At 73.7% G+C, this 17,922-nt stretch carries 22 protein-coding genes; 3 read left to right on the top strand and 19 right to left on the bottom strand.

Annotation, left to right across the window (positions count from 1 at the left end; translation table 11 throughout):
- Positions 1–14: 14 nt before the first annotated feature.
- Together tsf and rpsB are read right to left on the bottom strand one after the other, a co-directional pair.
- Positions 15–830 carry a translation elongation factor Ts gene (tsf, locus tag BMW62_RS17855; RefSeq protein ID WP_091933720.1) on the bottom strand — a complete coding sequence of 272 codons (816 nt, stop codon included), beginning with the start codon at positions 828–830 and terminating at the stop codon, positions 15–17.
- Positions 831–916: 86 nt separating this feature from the next.
- On the bottom strand, positions 917–1,834 hold the full coding sequence (gene rpsB / locus BMW62_RS17850; protein WP_091933717.1) for a 30S ribosomal protein S2: 918 nt from the start codon (positions 1,832–1,834) through the stop codon (positions 917–919).
- Positions 1,835–2,203: 369 nt separating this feature from the next.
- Here rpsB and BMW62_RS17845 point away from each other — a divergent pair, with 369 nt between their 5' ends.
- From BMW62_RS17845 to BMW62_RS17835, 3 genes are all read left to right on the top strand, one after another.
- A complete protein-coding gene (locus tag BMW62_RS17845; RefSeq protein ID WP_091933715.1) occupies positions 2,204–2,731 on the top strand; it encodes a hypothetical protein in 528 nt (175 codons plus the stop codon).
- An 86-nt stretch (positions 2,732–2,817) separates the two neighbouring features.
- Positions 2,818–3,378, top strand: coding sequence for a M23 family metallopeptidase (locus tag BMW62_RS17840; protein ID WP_091933713.1), 561 nt, complete (start codon positions 2,818–2,820; stop codon positions 3,376–3,378).
- Between the two features lie 66 nt (positions 3,379–3,444).
- Positions 3,445–4,128, top strand: coding sequence for a DUF4262 domain-containing protein (locus tag BMW62_RS17835; protein ID WP_170852455.1), 684 nt, complete (start codon positions 3,445–3,447; stop codon positions 4,126–4,128).
- 33 nt (positions 4,129–4,161) lie between these two features.
- On the opposite strand, the gene whiG is transcribed toward BMW62_RS17835, so the two are convergent.
- The 17 genes from whiG to BMW62_RS17750 form a co-directional block, all read right to left on the bottom strand.
- Complete coding sequence (gene whiG / locus BMW62_RS17830; protein WP_091933709.1) at positions 4,162–4,962, bottom strand: RNA polymerase sigma factor WhiG; 801 nt, start codon at positions 4,960–4,962, stop codon at positions 4,162–4,164.
- A gap of 92 nt (positions 4,963–5,054) precedes the next feature.
- Positions 5,055–5,993, bottom strand: a complete 939-nt coding sequence (locus BMW62_RS17825) for a tyrosine recombinase XerC (protein WP_170852454.1) — start codon at positions 5,991–5,993, stop codon at positions 5,055–5,057.
- Positions 5,994–6,024: 31 nt separating this feature from the next.
- Positions 6,025–7,275 carry a DNA-processing protein DprA gene (gene dprA / locus BMW62_RS17820; protein ID WP_091933707.1) on the bottom strand — a complete coding sequence of 417 codons (1,251 nt, stop codon included), beginning with the start codon at positions 7,273–7,275 and terminating at the stop codon, positions 6,025–6,027.
- Entirely contained in the window at positions 7,272–8,792 is a 1,521-nt protein-coding gene (locus BMW62_RS17815; RefSeq protein WP_091933705.1) for a YifB family Mg chelatase-like AAA ATPase, read from the bottom strand. Before BMW62_RS17815 ends, dprA begins: the two co-directional genes overlap by 4 nt.
- Positions 8,789–9,148, bottom strand: a complete 360-nt coding sequence (locus BMW62_RS17810) for a YraN family protein (RefSeq protein WP_091933703.1) — start codon at positions 9,146–9,148, stop codon at positions 8,789–8,791. Before BMW62_RS17810 ends, BMW62_RS17815 begins: the two co-directional genes overlap by 4 nt.
- Before the next feature lie 78 nt (positions 9,149–9,226).
- Positions 9,227–9,547 (bottom strand): DUF2469 domain-containing protein, encoded by a 321-nt coding sequence (locus BMW62_RS17805; RefSeq protein WP_029432918.1) that lies wholly within the window; start codon positions 9,545–9,547, stop codon positions 9,227–9,229.
- Positions 9,544–10,332 (bottom strand): ribonuclease HII, encoded by a 789-nt coding sequence (locus BMW62_RS17800; RefSeq protein WP_091933701.1) that lies wholly within the window; start codon positions 10,330–10,332, stop codon positions 9,544–9,546. Before BMW62_RS17800 ends, BMW62_RS17805 begins: the two co-directional genes overlap by 4 nt.
- Positions 10,333–10,440: 108 nt before the next feature.
- Positions 10,441–11,163 (bottom strand): LuxR C-terminal-related transcriptional regulator, encoded by a 723-nt coding sequence (locus BMW62_RS17795; protein ID WP_170852453.1) that lies wholly within the window; start codon positions 11,161–11,163, stop codon positions 10,441–10,443.
- A gap of 147 nt (positions 11,164–11,310) precedes the next feature.
- Positions 11,311–12,258, bottom strand: coding sequence for a signal peptidase I (gene lepB / locus BMW62_RS17790; RefSeq protein ID WP_091933696.1), 948 nt, complete (start codon positions 12,256–12,258; stop codon positions 11,311–11,313).
- A gap of 79 nt (positions 12,259–12,337) precedes the next feature.
- Positions 12,338–12,694, bottom strand: a complete 357-nt coding sequence (gene rplS / locus BMW62_RS17785; protein ID WP_091933693.1) for a 50S ribosomal protein L19 — start codon at positions 12,692–12,694, stop codon at positions 12,338–12,340.
- Between the two features lie 146 nt (positions 12,695–12,840).
- A complete protein-coding gene (locus BMW62_RS17780; protein WP_091933690.1) occupies positions 12,841–13,338 on the bottom strand; it encodes an NUDIX hydrolase in 498 nt (165 codons plus the stop codon).
- Positions 13,331–14,146: a tRNA (guanosine(37)-N1)-methyltransferase TrmD gene (trmD, locus tag BMW62_RS17775; RefSeq protein WP_244524131.1), complete on the bottom strand. Its 816-nt coding sequence runs from the start codon at positions 14,144–14,146 to the stop codon at positions 13,331–13,333. Before trmD ends, BMW62_RS17780 begins: the two co-directional genes overlap by 8 nt.
- Positions 14,143–14,688 carry a ribosome maturation factor RimM gene (gene rimM, locus BMW62_RS17770; RefSeq protein ID WP_091933687.1) on the bottom strand — a complete coding sequence of 182 codons (546 nt, stop codon included), beginning with the start codon at positions 14,686–14,688 and terminating at the stop codon, positions 14,143–14,145. The genes trmD and rimM overlap by 4 nt, the downstream gene beginning before the upstream one ends.
- 12 nt (positions 14,689–14,700) lie before the next feature.
- A complete protein-coding gene (locus BMW62_RS17765; RefSeq protein ID WP_091933685.1) occupies positions 14,701–14,937 on the bottom strand; it encodes an RNA-binding protein in 237 nt (78 codons plus the stop codon).
- A gap of 3 nt (positions 14,938–14,940) precedes the next feature.
- Entirely contained in the window at positions 14,941–15,408 is a 468-nt protein-coding gene (gene rpsP, locus BMW62_RS17760) for a 30S ribosomal protein S16 (protein WP_091933682.1), read from the bottom strand.
- Positions 15,409–15,702: 294 nt separating this feature from the next.
- Positions 15,703–17,451 carry a proline--tRNA ligase gene (locus BMW62_RS17755; RefSeq protein WP_091933679.1) on the bottom strand — a complete coding sequence of 583 codons (1,749 nt, stop codon included), beginning with the start codon at positions 17,449–17,451 and terminating at the stop codon, positions 15,703–15,705.
- 180 nt (positions 17,452–17,631) lie between these two features.
- Complete coding sequence (locus BMW62_RS17750) at positions 17,632–17,922, bottom strand: hypothetical protein (RefSeq protein ID WP_091933677.1); 291 nt, start codon at positions 17,920–17,922, stop codon at positions 17,632–17,634.

Raw genomic sequence — 17,922 nt, 5'->3', positions numbered from 1 at the left:
AGGGAGGTCCTTCGTCAGGCCTGGCCGACCTCGAAGCGCGCGAAGCGCTCCACGGTCAGGCCGGCCTCGTCGACGATCTGCTTGACCGTGCGCTTGGGCTCGGTGATCGACGGCTGCTCGAGCAGGACGAAGTCCTTGTAGTAGGCGTTGACCCGACCCTCGACGATCTTGGAGATCGCCTGCTCGGGCTTGCCCTCCTCCTTGGCCGTCTGCTCGGCGACGCGGCGCTCGGTCTCGACCGCCTCGGCCGGGACCTCCTCGCGGGTGAGGTAGCGCGGCCGGGCGGCGGCGATGTGCATCGCCAGGCTGCGGGCGGCGTCCTCGCTGCCACCGGAGTACTGCACCGCGACACCGATGGCCGGGGGCAGGTCGGTGGCGCGCTTGTGCAGGTAGGTGGCGGTGGTGCCCTCGAACGCGGCGAACCGGCTGAGGACCAGCTTCTCGCCGATGCGGGCCGACTCGGCCTCGATCAGCGCGGCGACGGTCCGGCCGTTGTCCTCGGTGGCCAGCAGCGCCTCGGCGTCGGCCGGCTTGCTCTGCAGGCCGATCTCGAGCAGCCGCTCGGCCAGCGCGACGAAGTCGGCGTTCTTGGCGACGAAGTCCGTCTCGCAGTCGAGCTCGAGCAGGGCGCCGTCCTTGCTGACGACGACGCCGTTGGTCGTCGAGCGCTCCAGGCGCTTGCCGACGTCCTTGGCGCCCTTGACGCGCAGCAGCTCGACGGCCTTGTCGTAGTCGCCGTCGGCCTCGGTCAGGGCCTTCTTGCAGTCCATCATGCCGGCGCCGGTGGCGTCGCGGAGACGCTTGACGTCGGCTGCGGTGAACTCAGCCATGTCACTTCCTCTGGGTGTGTCGAAGATGCGGGAACCGCGGCAGCGCCGTCCCCGCCGCGCGTGCGGCAGGGACGGCGGGCTGTCGATCAGACCTCGGGGGTCTCCTTGCCACCGGTGGTGGCGGGCACGCCCTCGACCGGGGCGACCTCGCCGGCGGTGGCGTCGGCCGGCTGGGCCGGGGTCTCGGGCAGCGGCGTGGCGGCGGCCTGCTCGTCGGCGGTGCCGCCGGTCAGCAGCTCGCGCTCCCAGTCGGCCAGCGGCTCGCCGGCGCCGACGGCCTCCTCGCCGGCCTCGCGGCCGGCGTTGGCCTGCGCGGCCGACCGGGCCATGAGGCCCTCGGCGACGGCGTCGGCGATGACGCGGGTCAGCACCGTGATGCTGCGGATCGCGTCGTCGTTGCCGGGGATCTTGTAGTCGACCTCGTCGGGGTCGCAGTTGGTGTCGAGGATCGCGACGACCGGGATGTTGAGCTTGCGGGCCTCGCCGACGGCGATGTGCTCCTTCTTGGTGTCCACGATCCAGATGGCGCTGGGCACCTTCTGCATGTCGCGGATACCGCCGAGGCTGCGCTCGAGCTTGGCCTTCTCCCGGCTGAGGACCAGCTGCTCCTTCTTGGAGAGGCTGACCAGCACGCCGGTCTGCTCCATGTCCTCGAGCTCCTTGAGGCGCTGGAGCCGCTTGTGGACGGTCTGGAAGTTGGTGAGCATGCCGCCCAGCCAGCGCTGGTTCACGTAGGGCATACCGACGCGGGTCGCCTGCTCGGCGACGACCTCCTGCGCCTGGCGCTTCGTGCCGACGAACAGGATCGAGCCGCCGTGGGCCACGGTCTGCTTGACGAACTCGTAGGCCGAGTCGATGTACCCGAGCGTCTGCTGCAGGTCGATGATGTAGATGCCGTTGCGCTCGGTGAAGATGAAGCGCTTCATCTTCGGGTTCCAGCGACGGGTCTGGTGCCCGAAGTGGACGCCGCTGTCGAGCAGCTGCTTCATGCTGACGACTGCCATATCGCAGCCTCTCTGCTTCCGCGCGCGACCGGGGCCGCGCGGATTCCGGTTGTCGCGGGCACCGGGTGGTGCACCGCCCTGGCGTCCTGCGGCGCCACTCACCCGGCTGGGCCGGGACCGAGGTGGCGACTGCCCCGCCGATCGGCGGGAAAGAGGACGCGCGAAGTCGACCCGCTCGCACGGGCCGCACCGGACAGCATACGCGTCCACAGGCAGCCGCCGTCCCGCCGGTCGGCGGGCCGCCCGCGTGGCAGGCTGCCCCTCCCGGACCGGCCGCTCGGGCCGACGAGAAGAGGAGTCGTCCGTGACGGATGCGCTGGTGGACCCGGCACAGCGGCAGCGGTCCCCCTGCAACTCCAGCGGCTCTCGTTGCTGGTCGCCGCCTTCCTGCTGCCCGCCTGCGTGACGGCGTGGGAGCTGAGCGATCTCGACGTGCTGGCACGGGCCCTGGAGCGCCTGATGCCGACCGGAGCCGATCAGGTCCTGGGTGCCGCGGCCCTCCCGCTGGTCGCGGCGCTCGTCGCCGTGGCCGGTGCGCGGCGGCTGGCCAGGGGCCGCTCCTATCCGGCGTGGCTGAAAGGGCTGACCCTCGGCCCGGCGCTGGCCATGCTGCTGCTCGCCGCGCCCCCAGGGCGCAACGACCCGGGCTCGGTGGTGCGCGATGCCGTGCCGGTGTTCGTCGCCTGCACGTGGGTGGGGCTCGCGGCGCTGGCGGCCGGCTGGTTCGCCACCCTGCTGCACCGGAGCCACCGCGAGGAACGGGTTCTCCGCGCGGGCCGGCCGGATCTGCTGCCGCCGCCCGAGCCGCCCGCCGGCGCACGCGCGATCCTGGTCCGCGCCGGCGTCGCCTACGCCGTGGCGCTCTGCGTGGTGGCCCCGGTCCTCGCGCTCGGGTAGGCCACCGGCCGTCCACAGCCCGCGCGGGCGTCCACACCTCCCGGCCGGCCCTCTCGCGGGACGCGGCCCGCCACGAGCATCAGGGGATGCCGCTCCGCGCCCGTCCGCTCGCCGCCCTGCTCCTCGGTCTGGTGGTGCTGGCCGGCGTCGTCCCTGCGACGGCGGCGCCGACCACCGCCGTGGCATCCCGGCCGGATCCGCCCTGGAGCGATCCGCTGCCCGGGGAGCCGGTGGTGACCCGCCCCTTCGAGCCACCTCCGCACCGGTACGGGCCCGGGCACCGCGGGGTCGACCTGGCGGCGGCCGCCGGCTCCCCGGTGCTGGCGGCCGACGACGGTGTCGTCGTCTTCGCCGGGATGGTCGCCGGGCGGCCGGTGGTCAGCGTCGACCACCCCGGCGGGTTGCGGACGACGTACGAACCGGTGACGCCGTCGGTGGGCGCCGGCCGAACCGTGGTCCGGGGCGATCCGCTGGGCGCGCTGGATCCCGGCCACGGCGGGTGCCCGGTCGCCGCCTGCCTGCACTGGGGAGCGCGCCGCGGCGAGGTCTACCTCGACCCGATGACGCTGCTCCGGCCCCCACGGGTGCGGCTGCTCCCCCTTGCCGGAGATGCCGACGATGCACCACACCGGGTCGGCATCCGGTAACAGGCCGTACGCACCGTTCGTGCGGGGATCCCGGGCGACCCGGCACCCCAGCGCTACCGTCCAGGTGTGCGATTCCGACGCAAGCGAGCCGCGAAGCCGGGCTCCGGCGAGCCCACCGGTGTCGAGCAGGCCGGTGCCGGGACGACCGGCGTGGAGCCGGTCGAGGGCGGGCCGGCCGAGGCCGCGCCGGTCGAGGCCGAGCCGGTCGAGGCCGAGCCGGTCGAGGCCGAGCCGGTCGAGGCCGAGCCGGTCGAGGCCGAGCCGGTCGAGGCCGAGCCGGTCGAGGGCGAGCAGGACGCCGACCAGGTGCTGGGCGGCCTGCGCCGGGTGATCGACGAGTTCGGCTGGGCGGTGCTGCACGGTGGCGGCACCCCGGGCGAGCCGCGCTACTCCTACACGGTGGGGTTGTCCGCGTGGCAGCACCCCGAGGTCGTCGTGGTGGGGCTCCCCTTCCCCGCCGCCGAGAAGTACCTGAACCTGGTCGGCGAGGCCGTCCGTGCCGGTGCCCGCTTCGGGCCGGGTACCGCCACGACGGCGCTGACCGACGAGGACTCCCCCGTGGTCTTCCTCCGCGTCGAGGACACCGCACGTCTCGCCGTGGTCGAAGAGCTCCACGGCACCGTGGACGCCCTGCAGCTCATCTGGCCGGACTCCGCCGGCCGGCTGCCCTGGCAGGAGGGGCACCGCAACCCCCCGGGCACGCAGCCGCTGCTGGGCCCCCTCCCGGGCGACCAGCCGACCGGCGGCTGACCGGCCACCCCCGACGAGGCCTGGTGCGCGACGTCAGGCGATGTCGGCGAGCTTGGTGCGCAGGTGCAGGACCGCCTTGGTGTGCAGCTGGCAGATCCGGCTCTCGGTCACCCCGAGCACGCGGCCGATGTCGGCGAGCGTGAGGCCCTCGAAGTAGTAGAGCGAGACGACGACCTTCTCCCGCTCGGGCAGCTGCTCCACGGCCCGGGCCAGCAGCTGCCGCGCCTCGCCGTGCTCGGCCATGGCCTGCGGGTCCAGCGCGCTGGGGTCCTGCAGGGTGTCGCCGAGGCGCGGGGAACCGCCCTCGTCGTCGGTGAGCAGCTCGTCGAGGGCGACGACGTTGACCAGCGACAGCTGACCCAGGAACTTCCGGATGTCCTCGACGTCCATCTCCATGGCGTCGGCGACCTCTTCGTCGGTCGGCGTCCGGTGCAGCTTGCTCTCCAGCTCCGCGACGGTGCGCTCGAAAGCGCGCGCCTTGACGCGGACCGACCGCGGGATCCAGTCGGTGTTGCGCAGCTCGTCGATGATCGCGCCGCGGATCCGTGCCATCGCGTAGCTCTCGAACTTCACCTCACGGGTGGGCTCGTACCGGGTGATGGCGTCGATGAGCCCGAAGGTGCCGTAGGAGATGAGGTCGGCCTGCTCGACGTGCGCGGGCAGACCGCTGCCCACCCGGCCGGCGACGTACTTAACCAGCGGCGCGTAGTGGAGGATCAACCGGTCGCGCAGGCCGGCGTCGCGGCCCTCGACGTACCGCGCCCACAGGTCGGCCAGCAGGGCATCGGCGTCCTCACCGGACCCGCCGATGCGGTGGATGGTTGCCTCAGACACGGTGGCGCTCCTCGGTCGTGCTGCGCGGGCACCGTCCGTGGTCCCGCGTGGTCCTGACTGCCGCCGCAGGTCCCGCCACCCGGTCGCGCGCCTCAGGCACGGGGGTGCGCCTGGGCGTGGACCGCACGGAGCCGCTCGACCGTCACGTGCGTGTAGATCTGTGTCGTCGCGAGGCTAGCGTGGCCGAGCAGCTCCTGTACGGAACGCAGGTCCGCGCCGCCCTCGAGGACGTGCGTGGCGGCGGAGTGGCGCAACCCGTGCGGGCCGATGTCCGGGGCACCCGGGACGCCGGTCGTCGCCGCGTGCACCGTGCGGCGGGCCTCGCGGGCGTCCAGCCGGCCACCTCGCAGGCCCAGCAGCAGCGCGGGCCCCGAGTCCGGGCGGGCCAGGGCCGGCCGCCCGCGGGTCAGCCACGCCTCCAGCGCCCGTTCGGCGGGCACGCCGTAGGGCACGCTGCGCTCCTTGCGCCCCTTGCCGAGGACGCGCAGCAGCCGTCGCCCCCTGTCGACGTCGTCGACGTCCAGGCCGACGAGCTCGCTCACCCGGATGCCGCTGGCGTAGAGCAGCTCCAGCACCACCGCGTCCCGGAGGCGCACCGGCTCCTCGGCTCCCGCCGCCGTCTCCACCAGCGCCCGCGCCTGCTCGGGCGCCAGCACGTCGGGCAGGGTGCGGTGCGTCTTGGGGCTCACCAGGCGCTGACCGACGTCCTCGGGCGTGAGTGCGGCCCGGCGCAGCCAGGCGGTGAACGACCGCGCGGCCGAGGCGTGCCGGGCGGTCGTCGACCGGCTGTGCCCGCGGGTCCGGCCCTGGGCGAGCCAGCTGCGCAGGGTGGCGAGGTCGAGGTCGTGCGGCTGGGTGCCGCTGCGCCGGGCCAGGTGGTCCAGCAGCCGCGCGACGTCGCCGACGTAGCTGCGAACGGTGTTGGCCGACAGGTCCCGCTGCCCGGTCAGGTGCTCCTCGTAGCCGGCCAGCGCCTCGGCCAGCGCGGGCGGCAGCCCGGCGCGGACCTCGTCGGTGCTGGGGGTGGCCACGGGGGCACCGTCCGTCGGCTCCGGCCGCCGGTCAAGCCGCCGCGCCGGGTGGCTTGGGCGGCGGGGCCAACCGCCAGCCGGTGCCGGTCCACTCGACCAGCTCGGCCAGCTCCAGCGCGGGCAGCACCCGCAGCACGTCCAGGACGTCGCACCCCGCGCTCCTGGCGAGCCGCTCGGGGCTGACGCCGATGCGCACCGGGGAGGCGTCGAGCACGCGGGCGGCGACGTCGGAGAGCCCGTCGCGGGGCGAGCCCGGGCGCTCGACCGGCGGGGCGAGGTCGTCCCCGATGCGGCCGACCGCCTCGACGACCTGGGCCGCGGTCGTCACCAGGACGGCGCCGACGTGCTCGTCGCGCAGCAGCTCATGGCAGCCCACGGACAGCGCGCTGGTCACCGGTCCCGGCACCACCATGACCGGGCGGCCGAGCTTCTGCGCGCGGTGGGCCGTGGCCTGCGCGCCCGACCGGGCAGCTGCCTCCACGACCACCGTCCCCCGCGTCAGGGCCGCGATGAGGCGGTTGCGGACGAGGAAGCGGTGCCGCAGCGGGGCGCAGCCGGGCGGCCACTCGCTCACCAGCAGGCCGTCCTCCGCGATCCGGTGGAACAGGGCACCGTTGCCGGCCGGGTAGGAGCGGTCCACGCCGCAGGCGAGCACCGCGATGGTCGGCGCCTCCGCTGCCAGCGCCCCGCGGTGGGCGGCCCCGTCGATGCCGAAGGCGCCCCCGGAGACGACGGTCCAGCCCCGCTCGCCGAGCTGGTGCCCCAGCTCCCCGGCCACGTGCTCGCCGTAGGCGCTGGACGCGCGGGCACCCACCACGGCGACCGAGCGCTCCGTCAGCTCGTCGAGACGGGCCGGCCCCCGCACCCACAGCGCCATCGGCGGGACCAGCGCCTGCGTGCGCTTGCTCTGGTCGCGCCGCACGAGCGGCTCGTCGGCGACCGCGACCGTCAGCGCGTGCAGCTGGTACGCGGGCCACTCGTCGTCCTCGGGCACCACCAGCCGCGCGCCGCAGCCCTCGGCGCGGCGGAGGTCGGGGAGGGTGGCGTCCTCCGCCACCCGCGCACCGACCAGCGACCGGATGCCGGCCGGCGCGCTCCCCGCCCGCAGCCGAAGCACGGCCTCGACGGGGCCGATCTCCTCGACGTAGCGCCAGAGATCGACGGTGCCCGGTTCCACCGCGCGGCTCAGCCACGCCCGCGCCCGGCGCACCCCCGGGTGCACAGCGCCGGTCCCCCGCGGCGCCGCTGCGGCGTCCTCCAGGTCCTCCTCGAGAGTGGTCATGCCGCGGCCCGCTGCAGCCGCATGCCGAGGGCCTCGGCGACGTCGTCGGCACACGGCACGGTCCGGCCGGCCAGGTCGGCGACGGTCCACGCCACGCGCACCACCCGGTCGAACCCGCGCACCGAGATCGACCCGCGTTCCAGCGCCCGCTCCGCCAGCCGGAGCGACGCGCGCGGGACGGCGAACCGGTCGCGCAGCAGGCGACCCGGCACCTCGCTGTTGAGGGAGAGACCGGTGCCGGCCAGCCGAGCCCGCGCCACCGCCCGTGCCCGCGCCACCCGGGCGGCGACCACGGCGGTGGACTCCGGGGCCGGGAGCCCGTCGAGCCAGGCCGCCCGGGTGACCGGCGGTAGCTCGACCCGCAGGTCCACCCGGTCCAACAGCGGCCCGGACAGCCGCGCCTGGTAGCGCCGCCGCTCCAGCGGGCTGCAGGTGCAGGCGGTGTCGCCCGCGGCGGTCGCGCACGGGCAGGGGTTCGCGGCCAGCACGAGCTGCGCCCGGCACGGGAACGTTGCGGCACCCGCGGCCCGCTGGATGGTGACCTGGCCCCGCTCCAGCGGCTGGCGGAGGGTGTCGAGCACGGCCCGGGGGAACTCCGGCGCCTCGTCGAGGAAGAGCACGCCGCGGTGGGCCCGGCAGAGCGCGCCGGGCCGGATCTGACCCGACCCGCCGCCGATCAGCGCGGCCATGGTCGCCGAGTGGTGCGGCGCCTCGAAGGTCGGCCGGGTGACCAGCGGCGCCTCGGCCGGCAGGATGCCCGCGACGGAGTGGATGGCGGTGACCTCGAGCGCCGCCTCCTCGTCCAGCGGCGGCAGCAGTCCGGGGAGCCGCTCGGCGAGCATCGTCTTCCCTGCCCCGGGCGGTCCGGCGAGGTAGAGGTGGTGCCCACCAGCGGCGGCGATCTCCACCGCCCGGCGGCCTGCGGCCTGCCCGACGACGTCCCCGAGCTCGGGGACCGGCGGGAGGGCCGGCTCCGCCCCTCGGAGGTGCGCGGTCAGCTGTTCCACACCTCGCAGGTGGGCGACGAGCTGGGTGAGGGTCGCGACGGCGAGCACCTCGACCCGGTCGACCAGGGCGGCCTCGGCCGCGTTGGCCGCCGGGACGACGACCTGGTCGTGCCCGGCCCGCGCCGCGGCGAGCACCGCGGGCAGGACGCCGCGGATCGCCCGCACCGAGCCGTCCAGCCCGAGCTCCCCCAGGAGCACCAGCCGGTCGACGGCCGCCTCGGGCACCGCTCCCGCGGCGGCCAGCACGGCGGCGGCCAGGGCGAGGTCGAAGCCGCTCCCCTGCTTGGGCATCGACGCCGGCGAGAGCCCGATGGTCACGCGGCGGACGGGGAACTCGCCGCCGGCGTTGGCGATCGCGGCGCGCACCCGGTCGACCGACTGGCGGACCACGGCGTCGGGCAACCCGACGAGCGCCACGCCGGGCAGCCCGGCGGCGATGTCCACCTCCACCTCCACCATGGCGCCGCGGACCCCGGCGAGACCCACCGACCACGTACGGGCGAGCGTCACGAGAATGCCCCCCGCAGGTGCGTGACGACCGCCGGGCGCTCCGGGCGCACGAGCACGCCCACCACGTCGAAGCGCACCACCGGTGCGTGGTCGTCGTGCGCGGCCAGCCAGCGCTGCGCCAGCACCCGGATCCGCCGCCGCTTGGCGGGCGTGACCGCCTCCACGGGATGGCCGTAGCCGGTTCCCCGCCGCGTCTTCACCTCGCAGAAGACGAGGGCGTCGCCGTCCCGCGCGACGAGGTCGAGCTCGCCCTCGCGGCAGCGCCAGTTGCGGTCGAGGACGCGCAGGCCGGCGTCGGTCAAATAGGCGACGGCGATGCGTTCACCGCGGGCGCCGAGTTCGGTGGTGGGAGGCACCCCCCGACCGTGCCGCCGCAGATCCGGCCGGCCCAGCCCCGGTGGCGATCTGTGGACGGCGCCGGGGGGTGTGGACGGCTACGGCAGCCGGGGCCCGTCCGGCAGCTCGAGGTCGGGCTTGTCGAGCTCCTCGACGTTGACGTCCTTGAACGTCAGCACCCGCACGTTGCGCACGAAGCGGGCGGGCCGGTACATGTCCCACACCCAGGCGTCGGAGAGCTTCAGCTCGAAAAAGACCTCTCCCCCGGCCTCGCGCACCTGCAGGTCCACGGAGTTGGCCAGGTAGAACCGGCGCTCGGTCTCCACCACGTAGGTGAACTGCCGGACGATGTCCCGGTACTCGCGATAGAGCTGCAGCTCCATCTCGGTCTCGTACTTCTCGAGGTCCTCGGTGCTCATCGGTCCTCGGTGCTCGTCAGGGCTCGGGACGCAGGGCGCATGGGCCCATCATCGACCATGCGGCCGGAACAGGTCAGGTGGGTGGTCCGCGCGGCGTGCGCATCGCGGGCGCTCCGGACGTTCACGAAGCGCATCCGGTGCGCGGGGCAGGGGCCGTGGCGCTCCAGTGCGGCGGTGTGCACGTCGGTGATGTAGCCCTTGTGCCCCGCGAAGTCGTACTCCGGCCAGCGTTCGTGCAGCTCGCGCATGATGCGGTCGCGCGTCACCTTGGCCAGCACCGAGGCGGCGGCGACGCAGGCGGCCACCCGGTCACCCTTCCACACGGCCAGGCCCGGGCGGGCGAGCCCGGGCACGGGGAAGCCGTCGGTCAGCACGTAGTCCGGGCCGGGGTCGAGCGTGCAGACCGCGCGGCGCAGCGCCTCGATGTTCGTGACGTGCATGCCCCGGACGTCGAGGTCCTCCACGGGCAGGACGACGACCGACCACGCCACCGCCCGGTCGACGATCTCGTCGTACGCGCGCTCCCGGGCGGCCGCGGTCAGCAGCTTGGAGTCGGCCAGCCCCGGCACCCGGCCGCGGCGTCCGGCGGGGAGGATGCAAGCCGCGGCGACCAGCGGGCCGGCGCAGGCACCGCGCCCGGCTTCGTCGGCTCCGGCGATCGCCTCGAACCCCCGCCGGCGCAGCGCGCGCTCCATGTCCCAGAGCGCGTCGGGCCGGTCGTCGGCGAGGGTGCGCCGGACGCGGAGCGCCGGCGTGGAACGGGTGGAGGTGGGACGAGCGGCCATCGCCGCACGACAGTACGACGGCGCGGTGACAGCACGACCGCCCCCCGGACGCCCCGCAGGCCGGCTCCCGGGACGGGAGCCGGCCTGCGGAGCCGAAGGAGGATCGGGTCAGAGGTCGGCGGTCGCCTCGGGCGACCCGGCCGGCGCCGGGTGCACGCCGCAGCTGCAGCCGGGGGTGCGGTTGGACAGGACCAGGGAGACCGCGTGCGCCCGGTCGCGGGCACCCAGCTTGCGCAGGATGGCCTTGACGTGGGACTTGACGGTGTCCTCGCTGATGAAGAGGTTGTGGCCGATCTGCCGGTTCGACTGGCCCTGGAGCAGCTCGTCGAGGACGTCCTGCTCGCGGCGGGTCAGCGGCACCTCGGGGGTGAACGGCTTGGCCGCGGGCACCGCGGAGGGCTCGACCCGGCGGATCTGCGGGTCGACGACGGTGCGCCCGGCGCGGGCCGCCAGGATCGCCCAGCCGAGCAGCGTCGGGGACGTGTTGATCATGAGGTAGCCGCGGATGCCGGCGGCCAGGGCCTCGTTGACTACGGCCGGGTCCTCCGAGGTGGCCAGCGCGACGATCGCGACCCGGGGGAAGCGGCGCCGCAGGTCGCGGCAGGCGTTCAGCGTGGCCGCCCGGCCGGAGCCCAGCTCCACCACGACGGCGTCGGGGCGGGCGGTCTCGACCAGCGTGAGGGCACGCCGCAGCTCGCCGGGGGTGCCGACCGCCTGCATACCGGCGGTCTCGTTGATCATGCTCACCAGCCCCCGGCGCAGGACGGGCGCGTCGGCGAGGAGGAGCACGCGGGTGATGCCGCGCGCGGTGCTCGCCATGGGTGCAGACACAACTGACTCCGTTTCACTTCCGGGAACGTGCAATCACTCCATCGGAAGGGTGAATCGGTTGCTTGAATGCTTTTCCAGCAATTCTTTCCGCACTTTTCCGCACCATTGGTGGCGCACGTCCGGATCACTCCGGTAACGGCTCGACCATCACCGCGAGGGCAGGACCTCCCGCGACCGCCGGCGTCGGCGCCAGGCGGTGATCGGCACCGCGCCGGCCAACCCGACCGCGTAGGGCAGCACCGCCACCGCACCGACCGGGCTCACCGCACCCGCGGGAGCGACCAGCGGCACGGCCCCGCTCGCCTCGACGCCCTGGATGTCCGGTGAACTCAGCAGCCCGAACCGGTCCAGCGGCCAGACGATGACCGCGGCCTTGCCGATGACGTCGTCGACGCCGATGGTGCCCGCGTACTGGTCGCCCACGTGCGAGCGGGAGTCCGCCGACGCCGACCGGTGGTCACCCATCACCCACAGCCGCCCCTCGGGCACCGTCACCGGGCCGAACGGCCGGGTCTCGATGGGCGTGTCCTCGAAGATGTAGGGCTCCTCGAGCGGTTCGCCGTCGACGGTGATCCGGCCCTCGACGTCGCAGCACTGCACGGTCTGGCCCTCGGTGGCGATGACGCGCTTGACGAAGTCGTCCTCGCTCGGCGGTGCGACGCCGATCGTGCGGCCCAACCACAGCAGCGCGCCGGTGAACCAGTTGCCCGGCTCCTCGACCGTGATCTCCGGCGTCCAGGTGTCGGGGCCGCGGAAGACGACGATGTCGCCGGGCTCGGGCTCGCCGAACCAGTAAGGCACCTTGTTGACCAGCACCCGGTCACCGGTGCACCCGGTGCAGCCGTGCAGGGTCTGCTCCATCGAGCCGGACGGGATGAAGAACGCCTGCACGAAGAACGTCTTGACGACGAGGGCGAGCACGAAGGCGATCAGCAGCAGGACGGGCAGCTCGCGCAGCAGCGAGCCCTTCTTCGCGTCGTCCTTCCGGCGCCGCCGGCCGGCGTCGGCCGCCGGCGCGGCTCCCGTGGTGTCGTCGGGTTCGTCGGGTTCGCCCGGGACGACGTCGGCGGGCCCCCCGGGCCGGTCGCTGCTCATCAGGAGCCAGCGTACGGCGCGGGAGACCCGCCGAGTTCCAGCCGGTCGGGCCGGCTTCAGGCGTGTCCTCGCGGAGAGGTCAGCGCGCGACGGTCTCGCGCTTCTCCTTGATCTTGGCGGCCTTGCCGCGCAGCTCGCGGAGGTAGTACAGCTTGGCGCGGCGCACGTCACCGCGGGTCAGCACCTCGATCTTCTCGACGACCGGGGTGTGCACCGGGAAGGTGCGCTCGACCCCGACACCGAAGCTGACCTTGCGCACGGTGAAGGTCTCGCGGATGCCCCCGCCCTGACGGCGGATGACGACGCCCTGGAAGACCTGGATGCGCGAGCGGTTGCCCTCGATGACGCGGACGTGCACCTTGACGGTGTCACCCGGGCGGAACGAGGGGATGTCGTCGCGCAACGAGTCGGCGTCGAGTGCGTCCAGGGTGTTCATCTCGGCAGTCCTCAGTCTCAGGTGGCTCGTTCTCGGTTCGGACAGCGGAACGCCCCGGCTGTCCGTTCCGGGGAGCTGCGGCTCCGGTGCGGAGCTCCCGACAGCCCGGCCGTCGGTCAGCAGCGACTCTCTACTGTGCCACATCGTCAGGCGACGATGCGCGGCGGCCCCGTCCACGGTCCCGCCCGCAGCTCCGCCACCAGCGCCGGGAGATCGGCCGGGACGAAAGCCCGGCCCGCCGCCAGCTCGCCCGTCGACCACCACCGGTGCGGCTCGTCGGCGAGCAGCTCCAGCTCGGTCAGCGCGCCGGGGACCACGTCGTGGACGACGTCGCGCAGCACGAAGAACGTCTCGCGGGTGTCGAACACCTGCTCGCCGAACGGCCCGACGTGCCTGCGCAGCCACACGGGACCCTCGAGCGCGGCGACCTCTACGTGCAGCCCGATCTCCTCGGCCAGCTCCCGGACGGCGGCCGCGCGCAGCGTCTCGCCGTCCTCCACTCCCCCGCCGGGCGTGTACCAGAACAGCACCTCGCCGGGCGGCACGGAGGGATCGGGCAGGCGGGCGCCGAGCAGCAGCACCCGGCCGTCCGGGTCGAGGACGGCGACGCGAGCCGTCGTCCGCTGGACCGGCCGCTCACCCACCGGCCGGCGCCGCCCGCTCCGCGTCGGTGAGCGAGCCCTCAGGGAGGGCGGCCAGCAGGTCGGGACGGCGGGCGGCGGTGCGGCGCAGCGATTCGGCGCGCCGCCAGCGGTCGATCGCCGCGTGGTCGCCCGACAGCAGCACCGGCGGCACCTCGTGGCCCCGCCAGTTGGCCGGCCGCGTGTACGAGGGGCCCTCGAGCAGCCCGTCGGCGTGCGAGTCGAGCTCGGCGGACTCGCGGTTGCCCAGCACGCCGGGGATGAGCCGGGTGACGGCCTCGGTCATCACCAGCACGGCGGACTCCCCGCCGGCGAGCACGTAGTCGCCGATGGAGACCTCCGAGACCGGTCCGGCGCCGGCCGCCCAGTCGGCGACCCGTTGGTCGATGCCCTCGTAGCGGCCGCAGGCGAACACCAGCCCGGGCTCGGACGCCCACTCCACCGCCATCGCGTGGGTGAACGGCCGGCCCGCGGGGGTCGGGACCACCAGCCGGGTGCCGGGTGGGCGGACGGCGTCGAGCGCACGCCCCCACGGCTCGGGCTTCATGACCATGCCGGGGCCGCCGCCGTAGGGGGCGTCGTCGACGGTGCGGTGCACGTCGTCCGTCCACTGGCGCAGGTCGTGCACGCCGACGGCGACCAGGCCCCGCTCGATGGCCTTGCCCAGCAGCGACTGGCGCAGCGGCGCAAGGTACTCCGGGAAGATCGTGACGACGTCGATCCGGAAGCTCTGCGCCTCCGGTTCGCTACCGCGGGCCGCTCCGCTCCTCGCTCGTTCCTCGCTGCGATGCTCACGCCCCTGTTCGCTCACAGGTCGAGCAACCCCTCGGGCGGGTCGACGACGACGAAGCCACCGGCGACGTCGACGGTCGGCACGATCGCCGTCACGAACGGGATCAGCGCGTCCCCGCCCTCCGCGCGGCGGACGACCAGCAGCTCCTGTGCCTCGTGGCGGACGGCGGTGACCTCGCCGAGCGCCGTGCCGTCGGGGAGTCGGGCGGCCAGGCCGACGAGCTGGTGGTCGTAGTAGGACTCGGGGTCGTCGAGTTCGGGGAGGTCGGCGACCCGGACCAGCAGCAGGGTGTTGCGCAGCTCGTCGACGGCCTCGCGGACGTCGTAGACGGCACCGTCCGGCGCGGCGAGCTGGAGCAGCAGGGTTCCGCTGTGCCACCGCCGGTCGACGACGGTCAGCGGGCCGCGTTCGGCGGGATCGGTCAGCAGCACCGCCCCGGGGGCGAAGCGCCCCTCGGGGTCGTCGGTGCGCACCTCGACGGTGGCCAGACCACGGACACCGTGGGGCCGGCCGATGCGGCCGACCACCACGGTGTCGGTGGGTTCGTTCTGGGTGCTCAAAGGAGCGGGTGCTCAGCGCCCGTCGGTGTCGACGACGTCGACCCGCAGGCCTCGTCCGCCGACCCCGGTCATCACCTGGCGCAGCGCCTTGGCGGTGCGCCCACCGCGGCCGATGACCTTGCCGAGGTCGTCCGGGTGGACGCGGACCTCGAGGGTCTTGCCGCGGCGGTTGGTGAGCAGGTCGACGGTGACGTCGTCGGGGTTGTCGACGATGCCCCTGACCAGGTGCTCGAGCGCTTCTTCGAGCACGTCTTACCCGGCCGGCGTCTCGGCCGGAGCAGCCTCGGCCGCGGAAGCCTCGGCGGCGTCCGCCTTGGGAGCCTCGGCCTTGGGGGCGGCCTTCTTCTTCGGGGTGGTGGCGCCGGCAGCCGGCTCCTCGCCCATGCCCGCGCGGACGGCCTCCTCGTAGAGGGCCTTCTTGTCCGGCTTCGGGGCGGCGACCCTCATGGGCGGCGGCGCGGCCTCGCCCTTGAACTTCTGCCAGTCACCGGTCACGCGGAAGATGGCGGCGACGGCCTCGGTCGGCTGCGCGCCGACACCCAGCCAGTACTGCGCCCGCTCGCTGTCGACCTCGATGAAGGAGGGGTCCTCCTTCGGGTGGTACTTGCCGATCGTCTCGATCGAGCGGCCGTCCCGCTTGGTGCGGGCGTCGGCGACGACGATGCGGTAGTACGGGGCGCGCATCTTGCCCAGGCGCATGAGCTTGATCTTGGTGGCCACGGTGTGTGGTGTTCTCCTCGAACGCGTTTCGGGTGCTCGCCGGGCGACGTGTGGGGGTACGCCGGGGCGGAGCCAGGGACACGCACGTCACCGGTGAGAGGGCCGCCGACGCCGTGTTCGACCGACCATGATGCCAGACGGCCGGACGGGGCGGGCACGCAGCCGGGTCGGCCCCGGCGACCACCCCGACCGCAGCCGCCGGTCGCCGTCCTCCCCCACCGCGGCGCGTCCTCCCTCACCGTGCACCGTGAGGGAGGACGCTCCATGATCAGGTTCCTCGGGCTCAGGGGGCGGTCAGACGCGGACGGCGGCCAGCACGCGGGATGCGGCGTCGGCCACGGGGATCTCCTCGCGCTCGCCCGTAGCGCGGTCGCGCAGCTCCAGGACGCCCTCGGCCAGGCCGCGCCCCACGGTGACGATCGTCGGCATCCCGAGCAGCTCGGCGTCCTTGAACTTCACGCCGGGGCTCACCTTCGGCCGGTCGTCGTAGAGCACGGTGAGGCCGGCGGCGACCAGCTCGGCGGCGAGGGACTCGGCGGTCTCGAAGATGGCTGCGTCCTTCCCGGTGGCGACGACGTGCACGTCGGCCGGGGCGACCTCGCGCGGCCAGACCAGCCCGAGCTCGTCGTGGGTGGACTCGGCGATCGCGGCCACCGCGCGGGAGACGCCGATGCCGTAGGAGCCCATGGTGACGGTGACGAGCTTGCCGTTCTCGTCGAGCACCTTGAGGTCCAGCGCCTCGGCGTACTTGCGGCCCAGCTGGAAGATGTGGCCCATCTCCACGCCCCGGGCGAGCTCCAGCGGGCCGGAGCCGTCGGGCGCGGGGTCGCCGGCCAGTACCTCGGCGGCCTCGATGACGCCGTCCCAGGTGAAGTCACGCCCGGCCACCAGGTCGAACACGTGCTCGCCGGGCGCGTTGGCGCCGGTGATCCAGCGGGTGCCGCGGACGACCCGCGGGTCGACCAGGTAGCGGATCTTCGACTCGCTCTCGCTACCGAGCACCTGCGGGCCGATGTAGCCCTTGACCAGCGCCGGGTGCGCGTCGAACTCGGTGAACGGCTCGACCTCGGCCGGGGCGACCTGCGCCTCCAGCCGCTTGGCGTCGACGTCCCGGTTGCCGGGGATGCCGATGACCAGCGGCTCGCGGGTGCCGTCGGGGTGCACCAGCGTGACGACGACATTCTTGAGCGTCGAGGCCGCGGTGTAGCCGGCGTCGGGGAACATCTGCTGGGCGACGGCGACGAGCGTCTCGATGGTCGGGGTGTCGGGGGTGTCCTCGACGTGTGCCTCGGGCAGGCCCTCGAGCGGGATCTCGTCGGGGACGACGGTGGTGACCGCCTCGACGTTGGCCGCGTAGCCGCCGGCCGAGCGGACGAAGGTGTCCTCGCCGATCTCGGTCGGGTGCAGGAACTCCTCGCTCCTGGAGCCGCCCATGGCACCTGACATCGCCGAGACGATGGCGTACTCCAGGCCGAGCCGGTCGAAGATCTTGATGTAGGCGTCGCGGTGCGCGGCGTAGGACTGGTCCAGCCCGGCGTCGTCGACGTCGAAGGAGTAGCTGTCCTTCATCGTGAACTCGCGGCCGCGCAGCAATCCGGCCCGGGGCCGCGCCTCGTCCCGGAACTTCGTCTGGATCTGGTAGAGCGAGAGCGGCAGGTCCTTGTACGACGAGTACAGGTCCTTCACCAGGAGCGTGAACATCTCCTCGTGCGTGGGGCCGAGCAGGTGGTCCACGCCGCGGCGGTCCTTGAGCCGGAAGAGGTTGTCGCCGTACTCGGTCCAGCGGCCGGTGGCCTCGTAGGGCTCCCTGGGCAGCAGCGAGGGGAAGTGCACCTCCTGTGCGCCCATCGCGTCCATCTCCTCGCGGACGATGCGCTCGACGTTGCGGAACACGCGGAAGCCCAGCGGCAGCCAGGTGAACCCGCCGGGGGCGGCCCGCCGGATGTAGCCGGCCCGCGCGAGCAGGCGGTGGCTGGCGACCTCGGCGTCGGCCGGGTCGTCCCGAAGGGTCCGCAGGAACAGGGTCGACATCCGCAACAGCACGGGAGCAGTCTCCCAGGCAGGGCGAACACTTTCTCCAGAGCCCTCCGCCGACGGTCGGCCGCGCACCAACGGCGATTCCGTCACGCAGTCCGCATGTCCTAGCTAGTTGTGTCAAGATCAACTGGGCTACTACTTCGCAGCTGACTCCCCATCCGGCATCGCTCGTGGAGTCATTCGGGTCTAGCCGACAACTTTGTGGCCTACGGCCTTCAGCAGTTCACCAAGCCACACCATGTGATACGCGATTACGTCGTCGGGCTCGTTGACCAGGGATTCGATTTGCTGAAGACACTCGCTCAGTTGCCCCAAAGTCAGGTCGCCGGGCGGTTGGTCAATGTTGTAAAGCTCGTCCGCCGGGACGGACCAAAAGTAGTCATGCTCGATGTAGACACTGTCCCCCACGGTTTGGCGAACATGCTCAGCCACAAGAGCGAGAGCCTCTTCAAGTACGCGCATCGAGATAGTGGTCAT

Source organism: Blastococcus sp. DSM 46786 (genome assembly GCF_900109665.1).
Lineage (GTDB): Bacteria > Actinomycetota > Actinomycetes > Mycobacteriales > Geodermatophilaceae > Blastococcus > Blastococcus carthaginiensis.
The sequence above is the reverse complement of the archived record's forward strand: the minus strand, read 5'-3'. Positions and strand labels throughout refer to the sequence as shown.

What these genes read in the sequence shown, in the direction of transcription:
- tsf (WP_091933720.1), bottom strand. Translation starts at nt 830, where the DNA reads ATGGCTGAGTTCACCGCAGCCGACGTCAAGCGTCTCCGCGACGCCACC.
- rpsB (WP_091933717.1), bottom strand. Translation starts at nt 1,834, where the DNA reads ATGGCAGTCGTCAGCATGAAGCAGCTGCTCGACAGCGGCGTCCACTTC.
- BMW62_RS17840 (WP_091933713.1), top strand. Translation starts at nt 2,818, where the DNA reads ATGCCGCTCCGCGCCCGTCCGCTCGCCGCCCTGCTCCTCGGTCTGGTG.
- dprA (WP_091933707.1), bottom strand. Translation starts at nt 7,275, where the DNA reads ATGACCACTCTCGAGGAGGACCTGGAGGACGCCGCAGCGGCGCCGCGG.
- BMW62_RS17805 (WP_029432918.1), bottom strand. Translation starts at nt 9,547, where the DNA reads ATGAGCACCGAGGACCTCGAGAAGTACGAGACCGAGATGGAGCTGCAG.
- BMW62_RS17800 (WP_091933701.1), bottom strand. Translation starts at nt 10,332, where the DNA reads ATGGCCGCTCGTCCCACCTCCACCCGTTCCACGCCGGCGCTCCGCGTC.
- lepB (WP_091933696.1), bottom strand. Translation starts at nt 12,258, where the DNA reads ATGAGCAGCGACCGGCCCGGGGGGCCCGCCGACGTCGTCCCGGGCGAA.
- rplS (WP_091933693.1), bottom strand. Translation starts at nt 12,694, where the DNA reads ATGAACACCCTGGACGCACTCGACGCCGACTCGTTGCGCGACGACATC.
- BMW62_RS17750 (WP_091933677.1), bottom strand. Translation starts at nt 17,922, where the DNA reads ATGACCACTATCTCGATGCGCGTACTTGAAGAGGCTCTCGCTCTTGTG.